Raw genomic sequence first — 14,633 nt, forward strand, 5'->3', positions numbered from 1 at the left:
CCGACTGCAGCGACGTTCTTCTGTTCGTCTTCGAAGGGCTCGCACCTCCCGGGGTGCGAGCCCTTCGGTCTGCCCGGAGGTCGGCCTCGGTCCGTGGGAGGCGCTTGCACTCGGCAGGGGCGAGTGCTAATCATTGGCGTTAGCACTCTGAAGGTGAGAGTGACAAAGAAGGACCGAGTCGGTGAGGCCGCAGGCCGGGTGGGGCAAGGAACCACAAGGCAGGCGAGCCGTCCGTCGCGGGCGCGGGCGCGGTCCGAAGTAATCACCCCCAGTCCTGGGAGGACCACTTCACATGGCCAAGATCATCGCGTTCGACGAGGAGGCGCGGCGCGGCCTCGAGCGCGGCATGAACCAGCTCGCGGACGCCGTCAAGGTCACCCTCGGCCCCAAGGGCCGCAACGTCGTCCTCGAGAAGAAGTGGGGCGCCCCCACGATCACCAACGACGGTGTCTCCATCGCCAAGGAGATCGAGCTCGAGGACCCGTACGAGAAGATCGGCGCCGAGCTGGTCAAGGAAGTCGCCAAGAAGACGGACGACGTCGCCGGTGACGGTACGACCACGGCGACCGTGCTCGCCCAGGCCCTGGTCAAGGAGGGCCTGCGCAACGTCGCCGCCGGCGCCAACCCGATGGCCCTGAAGCGCGGTATCGAGAAGGCCGTCGAGGCCGTCTCCGGTGCGCTGCTCGACCAGGCCAAGGAGGTCGAGACCAAGGAGCAGATCGCCTCCACGGCCTCCATCTCCGCCGCCGACACCCAGATCGGCGAGCTCATCGCCGAGGCGATGGACAAGGTCGGCAAGGAAGGCGTCATCACCGTCGAGGAGTCGCAGACCTTCGGTCTCGAGCTCGAGCTCACCGAGGGCATGCGCTTCGACAAGGGCTACATCTCGGCGTACTTCGCCACCGACATGGAGCGCATGGAGGCGTCGCTCGAGGACCCCTACATCCTCATCGCCAACTCCAAGATCTCCAACGTCAAGGACCTGCTCCCGCTCCTGGAGAAGGTCATGCAGTCGGGCAAGCCGCTGCTGATCATCGCCGAGGACGTCGAGGGCGAGGCCCTGTCGACCCTGGTCGTCAACAAGATCCGCGGCACCTTCAAGTCCGTCGCCGTCAAGGCCCCGGGCTTCGGTGACCGCCGCAAGGCCATGCTCGGCGACATCGCCATCCTCACGGGCGGCGAGGTCATCTCCGAGGAGGTCGGCCTCAAGCTGGAGAACGCGACCCTGGACCTTCTGGGCCGCGCCCGCAAGGTCGTCATCACCAAGGACGAGACCACCATCGTCGACGGCGCCGGCTCCGCCGACCAGGTCGCCGGCCGGGTCAACCAGATCCGCGCCGAGATCGAGAACAGCGACTCGGACTACGACCGCGAGAAGCTCCAGGAGCGCCTGGCGAAGCTGGCCGGCGGCGTGGCCGTCATCAAGGCCGGTGCCGCCACCGAGGTCGAGCTCAAGGAGCGCAAGCACCGCATCGAGGACGCCGTCCGCAACGCGAAGGCGGCCGTCGAGGAGGGCATCGTCGCCGGTGGTGGCGTGGCCCTGCTCCAGGCCTCCCAGGTGTTCGAGAAGCTGGAGCTCGAGGGTGACGAGGCGACCGGCGCCCAGGCCGTGAAGCTCGCGCTCGAGGCCCCGCTGAAGCAGATCGCCGTCAACGCCGGCCTCGAGGGCGGCGTCGTGGTCGAGAAGGTGCGCGGCCTGACCCCGGGTCACGGCCTGAACGCCGCGACCGGTGAGTACGTCGACCTGGTCAAGGAAGGCATCATCGACCCGGCGAAGGTGACCCGCTCTGCTCTGCAGAACGCCGCCTCCATCGCCGCGCTGTTCCTCACCACCGAGGCCGTCATCGCCGACAAGCCGGAGAAGGCCGCCGCGCCCGCCGGCGGCGGCATGCCGGGCGGTGACATGGACTTCTGATCAACTTCGGTTGATCAACCGTCCGTTGGACCGAGGGCGGCACTCCCTGCCAGCAGGGGTGCCGCCCTCGGGCGTGTCCGGGGTCACGCCGGAGCCGGGGAGGCGACGGAATGCGGGGTCCTACGAGTCCGTTGAAGTGCGTGCGCAAGTAATGCATGTGCATGTACCGGCCCGACTCACTCCCAGGAGCTTCACGTGACCGTTCCCGCGTCCTCCGACTCCCGAGCGGCCCAGGTCCTCGCGCGCCCCTTCACCGTGGGCGGCCTGACCGTCCCCAACCGCATCGTGATGGCGCCGATGACGCGCTCGTTCTCCCCGGGCGGCATCCCCGGCGCGGACGTGGTGTCGTACTACTCCCGCCGCGCGGCCGCGGGCGTCGGCCTGATCGTCACCGAGGGCACCTACGTCGGCCATGACTCCGCCGGGGAGAGTGACGACATCCCGCGCTTCCACGGCGAGGAGCAGCTGGCCGGCTGGGCGAAGGTCGCCGAGGAAGTACACGCGGCCGGCGGTCGGATCGTGCCGCAGCTGTGGCACATCGGCATGGTGCGCAGCACGGGCAAGCCGCCGTTCCCCGAGGCCCCGGCGGTCGGCCCGTCCGGGCTGCGCCTGGACGGCACGGAGGGCGCCGGCAAGGCCATGACCCAGCGGGACCTGGACGACGTCATCGCGGCCTTCGCCGAGGCCGCCGCCGCGGCCGAGCGGATCGGCTTCGACGGCGTGGAACTGCACGGCGCCCACGGCTACCTCATCGACCAGTTCCTGTGGATGGGCACCAATCGCCGTACGGACGCGTACGGCGGCGATCCGGTGGCCCGTACGAAGTTCGCGGCGGAGATCGTGGCCGCCGTCCGCGAGACGGTCTCACCGGACTTCCCGGTCCTCTTCCGCTACTCGCAGTGGAAGGGGGGTGCCTACGACGCGCGGCTCGCCGAGACGCCGGAGGAGCTGGAGGCGATCCTGACCCCGCTGGCGTCGGCCGGTGTCGACGCCTTCCACGCCTCTACGCGCCGCTACTGGCTCCCGGAGTTCGAGGACTCGGACCTCAATCTCGCGGGCTGGACGAAGAAGCTGACCGGCAAGCCCGCCGTCACCGTCGGCTCGGTCGGCCTGGACGGCGAATTCCTCGAGGCCTTCCAGGGGAAGGGCGCCGCGGTGGGCAGCCTCGACAACCTCCTGGACCGCCTGGAGCGCGACGAGTTCGACCTCGTGGCCGTCGGCCGCGCGCTGCTCCAGGACCCGCAGTGGGCGGCGAAGGTGCTGGCGGGCCGGTTCGACGAACTGGCCCCGTACGGCGCGGCGTCGCTGGCCTCGCTGAGCTGACGATCGGCGACGGTGGGTGGCCCCGGCGATCACGTGATCGCCGGGGCCACCGCCCTTTTGGGCCCTGTTCTCGTATAGCTGCCGCCATCCGATATAGCTGCCGCCATCCGACGAGTAGCTCTCTGTAGTCACCTGACGCTTTTGCGGCGCCTGATCCAACGTGTCGTGACATTGCAGCCGGTGCGGACCGCAGTGCCCGAGCGCCTCGGCCAGCGTCCAGCAGTTGATCCGCTCCAGCCCCATCAGTACCGCCTCGACCGTCTCCCGCAGCGTCCGCCGCGTCTCACGGCGTGGAAAGCAGTCCGCTACCAGCCCCATGGCCGCCCCGAAGCCGTCCCGCCACACCGCCTGCGCTACCGTGACCTCCACGGCCACCGCGTCCTGATTCGTCGTCACAAACGGTCATGATCACGGTGGCCGTACCCATGCCCGCAAGCAGCCTCGTGGAACCGCTGACCAGCCCGGATCCGTTACCGATCACGAACTACAGCTGCCGTGTCTGTGCCGACGGCGCCCGACGACGGAGTTCGGCGTCGACGTGCTCGGTCAGCAGTAGCACGTCGCGTGCACACGCCAGCACCCCAATCCGGCTTGGTGCCGCGATCTTCCGCCCGGATGGCGAGAGCATCGACTTCTCGGTGTACCCGGTCGACAGTCCGGCCGCCGCTATGGAACTCCGGACCGAGCTTCAGTGCCGGTTCCCCAAGGTGACGATCGCGTGGAAGCCGGAGGTGGTGGACAGCCTCGACCGTCAGCGTGCCGCCGCGCACCGCGTGCTCGCCCCCGCCGCCGTGGACCGCAACCAGCCATCTGGTGCGTTCCACGGCGTGATTTGGCCATTCATGCGTGATCTTGTTGGGGAGAACCTTTGGCCTATACATGATCAATCAGTGATCTCGGGCGGCACAAGAGCCGCATCGGTTGACTCAAGGGGAGGGAAACACTCATGCGCAGGATCAGGCGATAGCCGGCATAGCGCTGGCCATCGGCATCGCGGTGCCCACCACCAGTGCCATGGCGCTTAGCGTCACCGGCGGTGGCGTCACTGCTACCAGCCCGTGGAACAGCGACAGCGGGCTCATCTCCGTCTATGACGGCAGCAACGACGGTGACCCGGGCAAGGCCGAGTACTACCGGCAGGACAGCGCCGGTACCCTCCGCACGCTGTGGAACCACAGCGGTTCCGGGACCCGCGTGATCTCGGGTGACGGCTCGAAGGTCATCAAGTTCAAGGCGTGCGACGAGAACGACTGGGCTGAGGACGACTGCTCGGGTTGGGTTGCTCCGTAACCTGGCGTCACCGCAACACCGTCCGCCGGGCAAGCCGCACTGCGGTTTGCCCGGCGGTACCCGTTTCCTCTTCGCTTGCCTTCTTCAAGAATATGGACGTGCTGTGACCCACACACCGCAGCTGGGCGATGGCCTTCGGGTAAAGGGCTTGACCTATCAGGTCGAGGACCGCGTACTCCTCAACAACGTCGACCTCACCGTGGCTCCAGGGGAGTCCGTGGCCATCACGGGGCCCAGCGGGTCAGGCAAGTCCACACTCCTGATGTGCGTACTCGGCCTGATCAAGCCCGACTCCGGCACGATCACCGCTGGAGGGCACCGTCTGACCGGTCTGCTGCCCGGCGCCCTGGCCAAGGCCCGTCGCAAACACCTCGGCATGGTCTTCCAGTTCGGCGAGTTGCTCCCCGAACTGACGCCCGTGGAAAACGTCGCACTGCCCATGCTCCTGGACGGCTCCGACCACCACCAGGCCTACGAGGCCGCCATCCGGCTCCTCGATGAACTCGATGTTCCCCACGGCACCACCCCTACGGGGATGCTCTCCGGCGGAGAACGCCAGCGCACCGCAGTGGCCCGGGCCCTGATCGCGCAGCCGTCGGTGCTGCTGGCAGATGAACCAACCGGTGCACTCGACCCCAAGGCGCGTGAGAACGTTGCCGACCAGCTGTTCCGACTCTGTCGTGAACGCCACTGCGCGCTCCTGGTCGTCACCCACGACCCCTCCATCGCCGAACGCGCCACAGATGTGTTCCAGCTGCAGGAGAGCACTCTCCTCCCCACCCACCGAGGAACCCCCGCGTGACCGGCTCGCCCCCCGCCCAGACCCGCCGCCCGGGCCGACTGTGGATCCAACTCCTCAGAGTCGGTCTGGCCGCAGCACGAACGACGCCCGGCACGCGACTGCGCTTTTGGGCATTGATGGCAGCCTCGGCCGCCATGGCCCTGACCGCCCTGGCGTTTGCCACCACCACCGCCACGTTCGACGGACGCACCCAGCGCGACACTGCCCGCGGCCCCATCGTGACCGGCAGCGCCCAGCAGGCCACCGCCCTATGGAAGGAAGCCGTCGACTCCTTCGGTACCTCACCACACGGCGTCATCTACATCGAGCCGCTCGCACCCAAGAGTCCTCCACCGCCAGGGCTCTCCCACTGGCCCCGCCCCGGCGAAGCCTTCCTCTCTCCCGAGCTGGCCCGGGCAGCTGAGGACTACGACAGCCTTGACCGTTACGGCCACTACGCCGGAACCATCAACCCGCAGGGGCTGAGATCGCCCTCCGAGCGTATGGCCTATGTCCGCCCGGCCCACCCGCTGGCTGACCCCACAGCAGAGTCCTGGCAGTACATCACCGGCTTCGGCCAACTCTTCCCGATGAACCAGGAGACCTATCCCCACACGGCGGTCGAAACCGGCGGTGCTATCGCCGTTTTGATGGCCGTACCCGCCCTGGCACTGCTGGTTGTGGCCACCCGCGTCGGATCGGCGACCCGTGACCGCCGAAGCCAGCTCATCAACGCCCTGGGCGCCTCTTGGGCCCACCGAGCCGTGATCAACATCGGGGAGGCCTTCGTACCGGCCGCTGCCGGAACCCTGGTGGCTCTCATCCCGGCCGCACTGCTGCTGGCCACCGATGTCCGCCTGCCTGTCACCGGCTACATCATCAACACAGCCGACACGCGCCGGGCGTGGCCCGAACTGTCCGGCGCACTCGCCGTATCCCTGGTCCTTACCCTGCTGCTCGTCGTGATCCTGCACCGGGTGCAACGCTCCAAGACGGCCACCCGGCCAAGCACATCCACTTCACGGCTGCCGAAATGGCGCCTGGCCCTGTGCGTGGTCGGCGTCCTGGCGATCGCCTTCAGCCAGTACGCCCCCAAGGGCCCGGACATCGCTATCTTCCTGGCTGGCACCGTCCTGATGTGGGCCACGCTGCCCTCAGTGATCGCCCAGCTATCCATCGCCAACGGCAAACGCATCGCCGCCAGCGGCTACCGCAACGGGAATCCCGGCCGGCTCATCGCAGGCCGCTGGACCGCAGCCCACCCGGGCGTCCTGGTGCGCCTCTCCGTGGTCTTCATCATCGGCATCGGCCTCATCAGCCACCTCCAGGTCTGGAACAGCCGCCTGGGAGACAGCGCCGCCGCCGCACAGCGGATCACCCAACGCGTCGGCGACACTCTTTACACCGTCCACAGCAGCACTCTCACCTCCGGCGCCGTCAAGAACTTCTCACGCGACCTTCCCGACGGGACGCATCTCCTGGTCGCGACCACCCATCCTGAAGGTGACCACCCTCGCATCGACCTGGCGGGATCCTGCCCCGACCTGAAGTCCCTGCGCCTGCCCTGTCCGGCCACCGCACAGCAGGTCGCCACGAGCGATCCCCGGCTGGAAGAACTGGCCCGTCCCTACGCAGGCAACCTCACTGTCCGGGCCGTCAACGGCGACTTGCCCGTCAGCCAGATCAACGGGTCCCTCATCGTCACCACCGATGAACCCGGGCACCGTGCCGAGATCGAGAAAGCCGCCTACGCTGCCCACCCCGGCATCAACGTCGACACCCCCGGAGAAACCTGGGTGATCGGCGCTCAACAGAAGAACACGCTCAACAACTGGCTCTTCCTCTTCGGCGGCACCGGCCTGGCACTGCTGCTCGTGGCGGGGCTGATCAGCGCCGCCGCAGAGTTCGTACGCATCAGGGCGGGGCTGGCACCACTGAGCGTTCTGACCGGCAACGACCAGGTCTTTCGAACGATCGCCCTGTGGTACCTGACTGTGCCGCTGCTGACCGCGACCGCCCTCGCGACCTTCATCACCAACTGGCACTCACTGTTCTTCGTCATCTCCCTGCGGGAGGGCAGATTCTCCTGGCCGGTCCTGGCCACCGCAGCCACCGGCTTCTCCCTGGCCGCCGTGGCCATCGGCCTCCTCGCGGCGCATTCCGCCCGACGCGCCGCACCATTCTGGAGACCAAAAGCAGACTGAGTGGGCTGCTTGGGATGTCCGGGTTTCGTAGAGACAGGTGATCTTGTTTCGGGGGCCTGCGGAGTGGACTGTCGCCACCAGTCGCAGTCGTGCTCCGCGTACGGTGCACAATCGAGGCGGAGTGAAGCCGTTCCTCAGCTGGTGAGTTGGAGCTGCCCGGCCTCAGTGAAGGCGGTAGCCGAACCGCAGCTCCTGCTCACCCGCAACACCGCTGGCGGCTTCATCACCCGGTTGGACGACACCGCCCGCTACAGCGTCGGGTGACCTCCCCCGACGCGACGCGGACCGCACGTGCCCCGGACGCCTGGGCGTCCGGGGATATTCAGCGCACTCACTCGTATTCGTCGTCCGCGTCCCACCCAGCGTCGCCGTCGCAGTTGAGCAGGTCGTTGATCTCGTCCCCGCTGAGGACGTCACGCACATCGCCTATGCTCCTCGTGATCCCGCCCGGTCCGCAGGAGACGTCGGCTTGACAGCCTCCGTGTCGGGTGTGGTGCGGGGGCCGGGAACCGCCGCCCCGAGAGCCAAGTCGAGCCGGTTGTTCATGTCCAGCTCGAACCGGCCGTAGGGGTTGACATGCGTCCAGAACAGCGGGGACAGGGCCCGCCGGTCGGCGTCGGTCAGGCGCTCGGCCCACTCGGGGGCAGCGAGGATCTGCTGAAGCAGCAGGGTATTGACGTAGACCAGGGCTGACTGCAGGAGGTGCAGGGCGAGCATGGATACCTCCTGGGACTCCTTGTCCTGGCCGGTCAGGTCGCCGTCCTTGCCATAGAACAGGTCCTTGTTCGCGCTGTTCCATTTCTCCACCACCTGCAAGCCCTCGTGGATCTCCCGGCGCATCTCGGTATCGGCGAGGTAGTTGCAGATGAACGCCGTACGCACCGCCCGCTCCAGCTCCTCGATCGCCCGGTAGGTGGGTGCTTGGGACCGCCGCGGGTGAAGCGCCGCAGCACCTGCTCGGCCTCCGCCGTCCCCAGACGCAGCGCGGTGGTGTACTTCACGATCTGGTCGTACTGCTGGCGGATCAGCTCCCAGTCGATGGTGCGGGTGGACAGCACCGGCGCCAGGGTGGGCCAGTTGTCGTCCTCCCCGGCGGCCGGCCGGTACAGCCGGGAGGAGCCGATGTCCTTCAGCCTGGGCATCAGCTTGAAGTCGAGCATGTTGGCGAAGGCGAACCCGACGATCGAGGCGCCGTGGGTGTCGGTGTACTGCCGGTCAACGACCATCTCGGTGCAGTGCCGCAGCACGCCCTCGATCATCGCGGCGACCTCGGAGGCCGAACAGGACTTCAGCTGGGAGTAGATGCACACCGACTTCCGCTCGACGTGCCAGTAGATCATCACCCCGAGCCCGCGGTAGCGCTGGTGCCACTCGGTCATGAAGTTGCTCGAGCAGGCACCGAACTTGCGGCCGTCGGACGCGCACGCCGTCCCCGTGCCCCACCACGCCTCGTCCCGGGCAGCGAAGGTGGCGTTGACCAGCTTCGTCACCGCCGCCCGCAGGTTGTCCCGGTTGACGAACAGGTGCCGCACCCGGCGCAGGACCGCCTCCGACTCGCCGTGCTTGCCGGTGGCCACCACCCGCTTGATGCCCATGTTCGTGCCCAGCGCGAACAGCACCAGCAGCAGCCGGCGCCGCAGCACATGCCGCGGCAGTCGCTCACTGGTGGCCACCGAGGCGAACTCCGACGTGAAGCCGGTGTCGAACTCGGCCTCCTTGAGGATGTCCAGGAGGTCGATGGTCCCCCAGCGCCGTTCCATCTCGGCCTTGACCGCGACCAGGTTCTCCGGCTCCTCCAGCTTCGGCTGAGGAGAGACCTTGATCCACGGCTCGCCGTGCCGCCGGGTGATGCTCACCCCGCCGGTGGTGTCCTCCACCAGCGCCGTCTCCAGCCGGTCCAGGGACGCACGCAGCCGGCCCTGCAAGGCGGCGATGAACGCCTCCGGATCCTGCGGCTGGCGGATCGCCGCGTAGTGCACGTCTCGGTTGTCCTCGAAGTCCTGCGGCAGGTCGTCCTCCGGATTGCGCCACCGGTTCGCCCCGGCCACCCAGATCTCCCGCCGCCGCAGCGCGTCCCGCAGACAGGCCAGCACGCACAACTCGTACGGAATGCGCTCCACCCGGCCCCGCTCGTCCACCACCGTCGCCCGCCACTGCTCGGGCACCACCTCCTTCAGCGGAATCCGCTCCGCCTCGTCGAAGAACGCGCCCCGGGCTCGGCATGGCGGCCGGCCTGGTCTGCCTGCTGCTGGCGATCTCCAAGGGCGCCGACTGGGGCTGGACCAGCGGCACCACGCTCGGCCTGTTCGCCGCGGCCGTCGTCGTCCTGCTGGTGTGGGGCTGGTGGGAGCTGCGCGTCACCCAGCCGCTGGTGGACCTGCGGTCCACGGCCCGTCGTCAGGTGCTGGTGACGAACCTCGCCTCGGTGGCCGTCGGCTTCGCGATGTTCGCGATGTCCCTGGTGATTCCGCAGATGCTGCAGGCGCCCGAGGCGACCGGCTACGGCCTGGGCCAGTCGATGCTCGCCGCCGGTCTGGTCATGGCACCGTCCGGTCTGGTGATGATGCTGACGGCGCCGGTCTCCGCCGCCGTGTCCAAGGCCAAGGGACCGAAGGTCACTCTGATGATCGGCGCCCTGATCGTGGCCGGCGGCTACGGCCTGAACATCGTGCTGATGGACGCCGTCTGGCACTTCGTCCTGGTCTCCTGCGTCATCGGCGCCGGCATCGGCTTCACGTACGGCTCGATGCCCGCGCTCATCATGGGCGCGGTGGCCCCCTCCGAGACGGCCGCGGCCAACAGCCTCAACACCCTGATGCGGTCCATCGGTACGTCCACGGCGAGCGCGGTGGCGGGCGTCATCCTGGCCCAGATGACCGTCAACCTCGGCCCCGTCGCGCTGCCCTCCCAGGACGGCTTCCGCACGATCCTCGCAATCGGCGCGGGAGCGGCACTGCTCGCCTTCGCCGTCGCGTCGTTCATCCCGCGCGGGCGTCCGGCGGCCGGGGCGGCGGCCGCGGAGGCGGAACCGGCGCAGGTCTCCGCAGTGAAGGCGTAGGCGTTCGAGCTCGTCGTACGGCCTACAGGTTGCCCATCGGCTCGATGTCGACCCGCACGGGTGTGCCCCACACGCGCAGCACCTCGTAGTCGGTGAACTCGTGCACCAGGCGGTACGCCATGGCGGGCCGGGAGCCGCGCCGCTGGGCTGCGATATACAGCTCGGCCTCCCGCCGGTCCCGGCGCGGCGTACCGCACAACTGCCACTCCTGACCGTTCCACAGCTCCGGCAGCCAGCGCTGCTGGGGCTGGGGGCGGTCGGCGCGCACGCCGTAGCGGGAGGGGGCGTTTCCGGTGGGGCGGGGTGGCGCGGAGGGCCCGTTGAACTCGGCGCGGCGGGCCGCCCGGCGCCGGGTCTCGCACAGCAGGCAGAGGTCGGGGGCGCTTTCGTCGACGGGGCCGGTGGGATGCTCCGGGCAGCGGGTGGTGGGCGCGGCCGTGCTGACGCTCTCCTCCAGCAGATCCAGGGCGCGTTGCAGATCGGCCTTGACCTCGTGGAGTTTGGCGTCCGGAGTGTCGGGGTTCAGCCCTTCGCCGTGCTCGCCGAGGAGACGGAGGGCGCGGCCGAGGGCAGTGAGTTGGGCGTGGTTCATGGTCAGTCGGCGTAGTCCTTGAGCTTTTCGGTCTCGAGGGTGAGGTTCACAGGGGAAGGGAGCTCGACCACGGCTCCGTAGGAATACAACGGTTTCTGTCGATACACCCCGTTCTCGGGGTCGCTGTAGACCGTGAGTGTGTCGTTGTCCCGATCGATGAGCAGGTAGATGGGAATGCCTGCCTCCGCGTAACCGCGAACCTTGTCGATCCGGTCGCGCCTGTCGGTGTCCCGGTCGTGGGAGGTGACTTCCACGACCATGAGGACGCCGTCCGGATCGGCCCAGTCGCCGTCCTGGGCAACGAAGTGGTCGAGCGGCGCCAGTGCTCCGTCGGCGCAGGCGTGGCCCTTGCGGTAGGCACCGATCCTGAGGCCCTGCTCGGGGTAGAGAGCAAGCTCGGGGCGATGCTGCACGAAGAGCCGTAGAAGCCACATGACGATGGCGCGGTGGCGCTGATCGGGCAACGGCTTGACCTCTAGCTTTCCGTCGATGAGCTCGAGCTTCACGCCCTCGGGAGCCCTGCGGGCCAGCTCCTCGAAGTCCTCGATCTCGATGTGGTCGCCTTTGACGTACAGCCGCCCCCCGATGAGCTCGAGCTTCACGCGCTCGGGGGCGTTGCTGGCCAGCTCCTCGAAGTCCTCGGGAGAGATCTGCGGGCGCTGAGCGGTGCTGGGGGTCATGTGGTTGCCTCCTCCCCTCCATGGTGCCCCGGGGCGGTGGCGTCGGACCGTAGGAGCCGTCATACGAGGGCCTTCTCTCGTCGTGGGACCATCGCGGCGCGGATCTCGGCCGCGCGGGCATGGACTGCGGAGGCGGGCAGTGGCGTATTGGGGCGAGCGGGGGCGCGTTCGCCCCGGCATGCGCCGCAGAGACCACCCGGGAGCGCTTCCGGGCGGCCGGGGATGCCGCAATCGGCGCACTCCAGAATGCGGAGGGGCGGCCGGGTTGCGGGTTCTGATGGCAGCTTGGTGGTCAGCCGACTGCGAACCAGGGCCGCCGGGGAGTGGACCGGGGTGGGCAAGCCGTTGGTCAGGGCGCGGAGCACGGCGTCGTCGGTGGCGCCCCGCGCGAACCACTCCGTCAGCAGCGGGGCGAGCTGTGCGCACTCGGCCTCGGAGAGCGACAGGGCCGGGGCGGTACGGCCGAGGGCGGCGAGGAGGATGTGGGCGCGGGAACGGGTGGGGCGTTGCGGCTCCGCCCTCGGCTCCGGCACGTCGCCCTTCGTGAACGCCGCCCACCAGTCATCGTCGCGTGCGGTACGCGTGAACCACGTTCGGGTGATCCAGCGTTGGCTTCCCGAGTCGGCCAGGTGTTCGCGACCACGGCGCAAGTGCCCTGCCCGCTGGAGGTTGTTGAGGGCCGTGCGGAGGGCGCACTGTCCGTACGGGAGGTGCTTGGCCAGCGTTTTTACGGAGATGTCGGCGCCGTCGGGGAGGCGGTCGATGTACGCGGCGATGGCGGCTTCGCGAGGCGGGAGGTGGGCGAAGTCGTGGTTCGTGCGGGGGTGTTGGTCGGGGGCGCTGCGTTTTCCGTAGCCCGGGTTGGCCATGGGGTGCGGGTCTGCGTGCGCAGAGCGGAAGGCAGCACTAAGCTTGGCTTCAGCCATGGGATCGAACTGTTCCTTCGATCTCGTAGGTCAAGCCCCCGCAGGTGTTGCTGCACCTGGCGGGGGCTGTTCGTTATGCGGGCACGCTAGACGATCGTGACTTTGCGTGGCAAGCCGAACGCGTCAAGTCAACTCGCCGGGTGGGAGGGTGGGTTCAGGTCCACCACCCATTCCTTGTAAAGAGGGCTCGGGGCTGGATGCTTGAGCTTCGGGCCGGGCGGTCGGTGCGTCAGCCCATGCTCTTCGCGCCGTCCAGGGCCTCGCGGATGATGTCGGCGTGGCCGGAGTGCTGGGCGGTCTCGGCGACGATGTGCAGCAGCACCCTGCGGGCCGACCATCGAGCCTCGGGCTCGAACCACGGGGCCTTGGGCAGCGGATGGGCGGCGTTCAGGTCGGGCAGGGCGGCGACCAACTCATCGGTCCGACGGGCCACTTCCTCGTACTCCGCCAGCACGCCGACCAGCGTCTCCCCGGGCAGCATCCGGAACTCGTCGGCCCGCTTGGCCCAGTCTTCCTCCGTCATGGCGGTGAAGTCGCCCATCGCCGACGGGCCGTGCTGGATGAATTCCACCCAGTTCCGCTCCATCGACGTGACGTGTTTGATCAGGCCGCCGAGACACAGTTCGCTGACGGTGGTCCGCTGCCCGGCCTGCTCGTCGGTGAGGTCGCGGGTGGTGAAGTGCAGAAAGTGCCGCTGCTTGGCCAGCGCTTCCAGGAGGTCGGCGCGCTCGTCGGCGGCAGTGGCGGTGGCAGTGGCGGTGTTGTGCGTGGTCTCAGTCATGACAGCCACGCTAGGAGTCATTGAGGTCAGATCCTGACCGCTTTAACGAAGGCCGACCAGGCCGACGCTCGGAATATGAGCTTCGGGCCCTCGGGGTGCTTGGAGTCGCGGACGGGGACGAGGGTGGGGAAGTCGTGGGTGACTTCCAGGCAGTCGCCGCCACTGCCACCGCTGTAGCTGGACTTGTGCCAGGTGACGCCGTCCAGGTCGTACTCAGGGAGGTTCCTCATGGGCGTAATCCTGCGCCATCGCCTCGATCAGGGCCAGGGACTTCTGCGGCGAGAGTGCGCAGGCCATAAGGAGTTCGTAGGTGAACCTCTGGTGCCTGACGGTCGCCGGGTCGTCCTCCAGTCGTCCGGTGCCGACCCCCTCGAAGTAGACCAGCGGAGGGGCGTCCTCGAAGTCCATCAGCTTGATGGAGCCCTCCATCGCCGCGTGCGCTCCTGCACCGAACGGCAGCACCTGCACGATGCCCCGACCCCGGCGACCCAAATCGGCGATATGACGCAGGGCCTCCGCCATTACCTCGGGCCCGCCCGTCACCCGCCGCAAAGCCGCCTCGTCAATCACCGCCCACAACAACGGCTCTGTTGGATCATCGAGGAGTCGGGTGCGCTCCATCCGGGCCGACACCAACTCCTCGATCATCTCCTCCGGGGCCGTCGGCTGGTACGCCCGGCACACGGCTCGTGCGTACGCGGGGGTTTGTAGCAGCCCGGGGATGAGGAGCGGTGCGTACTGCCTGATTTCCGTGGCCGTTGCCTCGGCCTCCGCCGCCTCCGCGAAGTGCTCCGGGTACTTCGACTTGGCCGCCGCCTTGCAGTTCCGCTGGAAGAAATCCTCCGTCCCCAGCACCTCATCCAACACCCGGGCGTGTTCTGGCTGGATCCGCCGCGTACCCGCCTCCAGCTGCCCGACGAACGAGCCGCTCACGAACAGCCGTTGCCCCAGCTCGTTCTGGCTCAGCCCGGCCTTCTCACGAGCGTGCCGTAACTCCGCGCCCAGCAGCGCGCGCGGCGATGACGACGGATCGAGGCCCTTCGGTCCTGGCATGGGCAACTCCCTGTCCGACAGACGACGTTG

11 protein-coding genes and 2 pseudogenes are annotated in these 14,633 nt (G+C 68.4%); 6 read left to right on the forward strand and 7 right to left on the reverse strand.

What is annotated here, in order from left to right; genetic code table 11:
• Positions 1–292 precede the first annotated feature (292 nt).
• The 5 genes from groL (at position 293) to ACKTSN_RS25595 (ending at position 7,513) form a co-directional block, all read left to right on the forward strand.
• Positions 293–1,915 carry a chaperonin GroEL gene (gene groL, locus ACKTSN_RS25575; RefSeq protein ID WP_385511124.1) on the forward strand — a complete coding sequence of 541 codons (1,623 nt, stop codon included), beginning with the start codon at positions 293–295 and terminating at the stop codon, positions 1,913–1,915.
• A gap of 195 nt (positions 1,916–2,110) precedes the next feature.
• Positions 2,111–3,238: an NADH:flavin oxidoreductase gene (locus tag ACKTSN_RS25580; protein ID WP_409471244.1), complete on the forward strand. Its 1,128-nt coding sequence runs from the start codon at positions 2,111–2,113 to the stop codon at positions 3,236–3,238.
• A 921-nt stretch (positions 3,239–4,159) separates the two neighbouring features.
• Entirely contained in the window at positions 4,160–4,528 is a 369-nt protein-coding gene (locus ACKTSN_RS25585) for a hypothetical protein (protein ID WP_409471245.1), read from the forward strand.
• Positions 4,529–4,676: 148 nt separating this feature from the next.
• On the forward strand, positions 4,677–5,330 hold the full coding sequence (locus tag ACKTSN_RS25590) for an ABC transporter ATP-binding protein (RefSeq protein ID WP_409471246.1): 654 nt from the start codon (positions 4,677–4,679) through the stop codon (positions 5,328–5,330).
• Positions 5,327–7,513 carry a permease gene (locus ACKTSN_RS25595; RefSeq protein WP_409471247.1) on the forward strand — a complete coding sequence of 729 codons (2,187 nt, stop codon included), beginning with the start codon at positions 5,327–5,329 and terminating at the stop codon, positions 7,511–7,513. Before ACKTSN_RS25590 ends, ACKTSN_RS25595 begins: the two co-directional genes overlap by 4 nt.
• A 426-nt stretch (positions 7,514–7,939) precedes the next feature.
• On the opposite strand, the pseudogene ACKTSN_RS25600 reads toward ACKTSN_RS25595, so the two are convergent.
• A pseudogene (locus ACKTSN_RS25600) lies at positions 7,940–9,273 on the reverse strand (transposase).
• 452 nt (positions 9,274–9,725) lie between these two features.
• Between ACKTSN_RS25600 and ACKTSN_RS25605 the strand changes: the two are divergent.
• A pseudogene (locus ACKTSN_RS25605) lies at positions 9,726–10,571 on the forward strand (MFS transporter); the annotation flags it as partial.
• 22 nt (positions 10,572–10,593) lie between these two features.
• Here ACKTSN_RS25605 and ACKTSN_RS25610 read toward each other — a convergent pair.
• The 6 genes from ACKTSN_RS25610 to ACKTSN_RS25635 form a co-directional block, all read right to left on the reverse strand.
• A complete protein-coding gene (locus tag ACKTSN_RS25610) occupies positions 10,594–11,163 on the reverse strand; it encodes a hypothetical protein (protein ID WP_409471248.1) in 570 nt (189 codons plus the stop codon).
• A 2-nt stretch (positions 11,164–11,165) separates the two neighbouring features.
• Positions 11,166–11,843, reverse strand: coding sequence for a Uma2 family endonuclease (locus tag ACKTSN_RS25615; protein WP_409471249.1), 678 nt, complete (start codon positions 11,841–11,843; stop codon positions 11,166–11,168).
• Positions 11,844–11,902: 59 nt separating this feature from the next.
• Positions 11,903–12,769, reverse strand: a complete 867-nt coding sequence (locus ACKTSN_RS25620) for a hypothetical protein (RefSeq protein WP_409471250.1) — start codon at positions 12,767–12,769, stop codon at positions 11,903–11,905.
• Positions 12,770–12,998: 229 nt separating this feature from the next.
• The gene (locus ACKTSN_RS25625; protein WP_409471251.1) at positions 12,999–13,550 is read right to left on the reverse strand and encodes a DinB family protein; all 552 of its coding nucleotides are present in this window, start codon (positions 13,548–13,550) and stop codon (positions 12,999–13,001) included.
• A gap of 26 nt (positions 13,551–13,576) precedes the next feature.
• Entirely contained in the window at positions 13,577–13,780 is a 204-nt protein-coding gene (locus ACKTSN_RS25630) for a DUF397 domain-containing protein (protein WP_409471252.1), read from the reverse strand.
• Positions 13,764–14,603 (reverse strand): helix-turn-helix domain-containing protein, encoded by an 840-nt coding sequence (locus ACKTSN_RS25635; protein ID WP_409471253.1) that lies wholly within the window; start codon positions 14,601–14,603, stop codon positions 13,764–13,766. The genes ACKTSN_RS25630 and ACKTSN_RS25635 overlap by 17 nt, the downstream gene beginning before the upstream one ends.
• Positions 14,604–14,633: the final 30 nt, after the last annotated feature.

It is taken from the genome of Streptomyces flavusporus, assembly GCF_046267975.1.
Lineage (GTDB): Bacteria > Actinomycetota > Actinomycetes > Streptomycetales > Streptomycetaceae > Streptomyces > Streptomyces flavusporus.

Excerpts from the sequence above, each read along its gene's own strand:
- ACKTSN_RS25610 (WP_409471248.1), bottom strand. The coding sequence starts at position 11,163 with ATGAACCACGCCCAACTCACTGCCCTCGGCCGCGCCCTCCGTCTCCTC.
- ACKTSN_RS25635 (WP_409471253.1), bottom strand. The coding sequence starts at position 14,603 with ATGCCAGGACCGAAGGGCCTCGATCCGTCGTCATCGCCGCGCGCGCTG.
- ACKTSN_RS25615 (WP_409471249.1), bottom strand. The coding sequence starts at position 11,843 with ATGACCCCCAGCACCGCTCAGCGCCCGCAGATCTCTCCCGAGGACTTC.
- ACKTSN_RS25630 (WP_409471252.1), bottom strand. The coding sequence starts at position 13,780 with ATGAGGAACCTCCCTGAGTACGACCTGGACGGCGTCACCTGGCACAAG.
- groL (WP_385511124.1), top strand. The coding sequence starts at position 293 with ATGGCCAAGATCATCGCGTTCGACGAGGAGGCGCGGCGCGGCCTCGAG.
- ACKTSN_RS25625 (WP_409471251.1), bottom strand. The coding sequence starts at position 13,550 with ATGACTGAGACCACGCACAACACCGCCACTGCCACCGCCACTGCCGCC.
- ACKTSN_RS25620 (WP_409471250.1), bottom strand. The coding sequence starts at position 12,769 with ATGGCTGAAGCCAAGCTTAGTGCTGCCTTCCGCTCTGCGCACGCAGAC.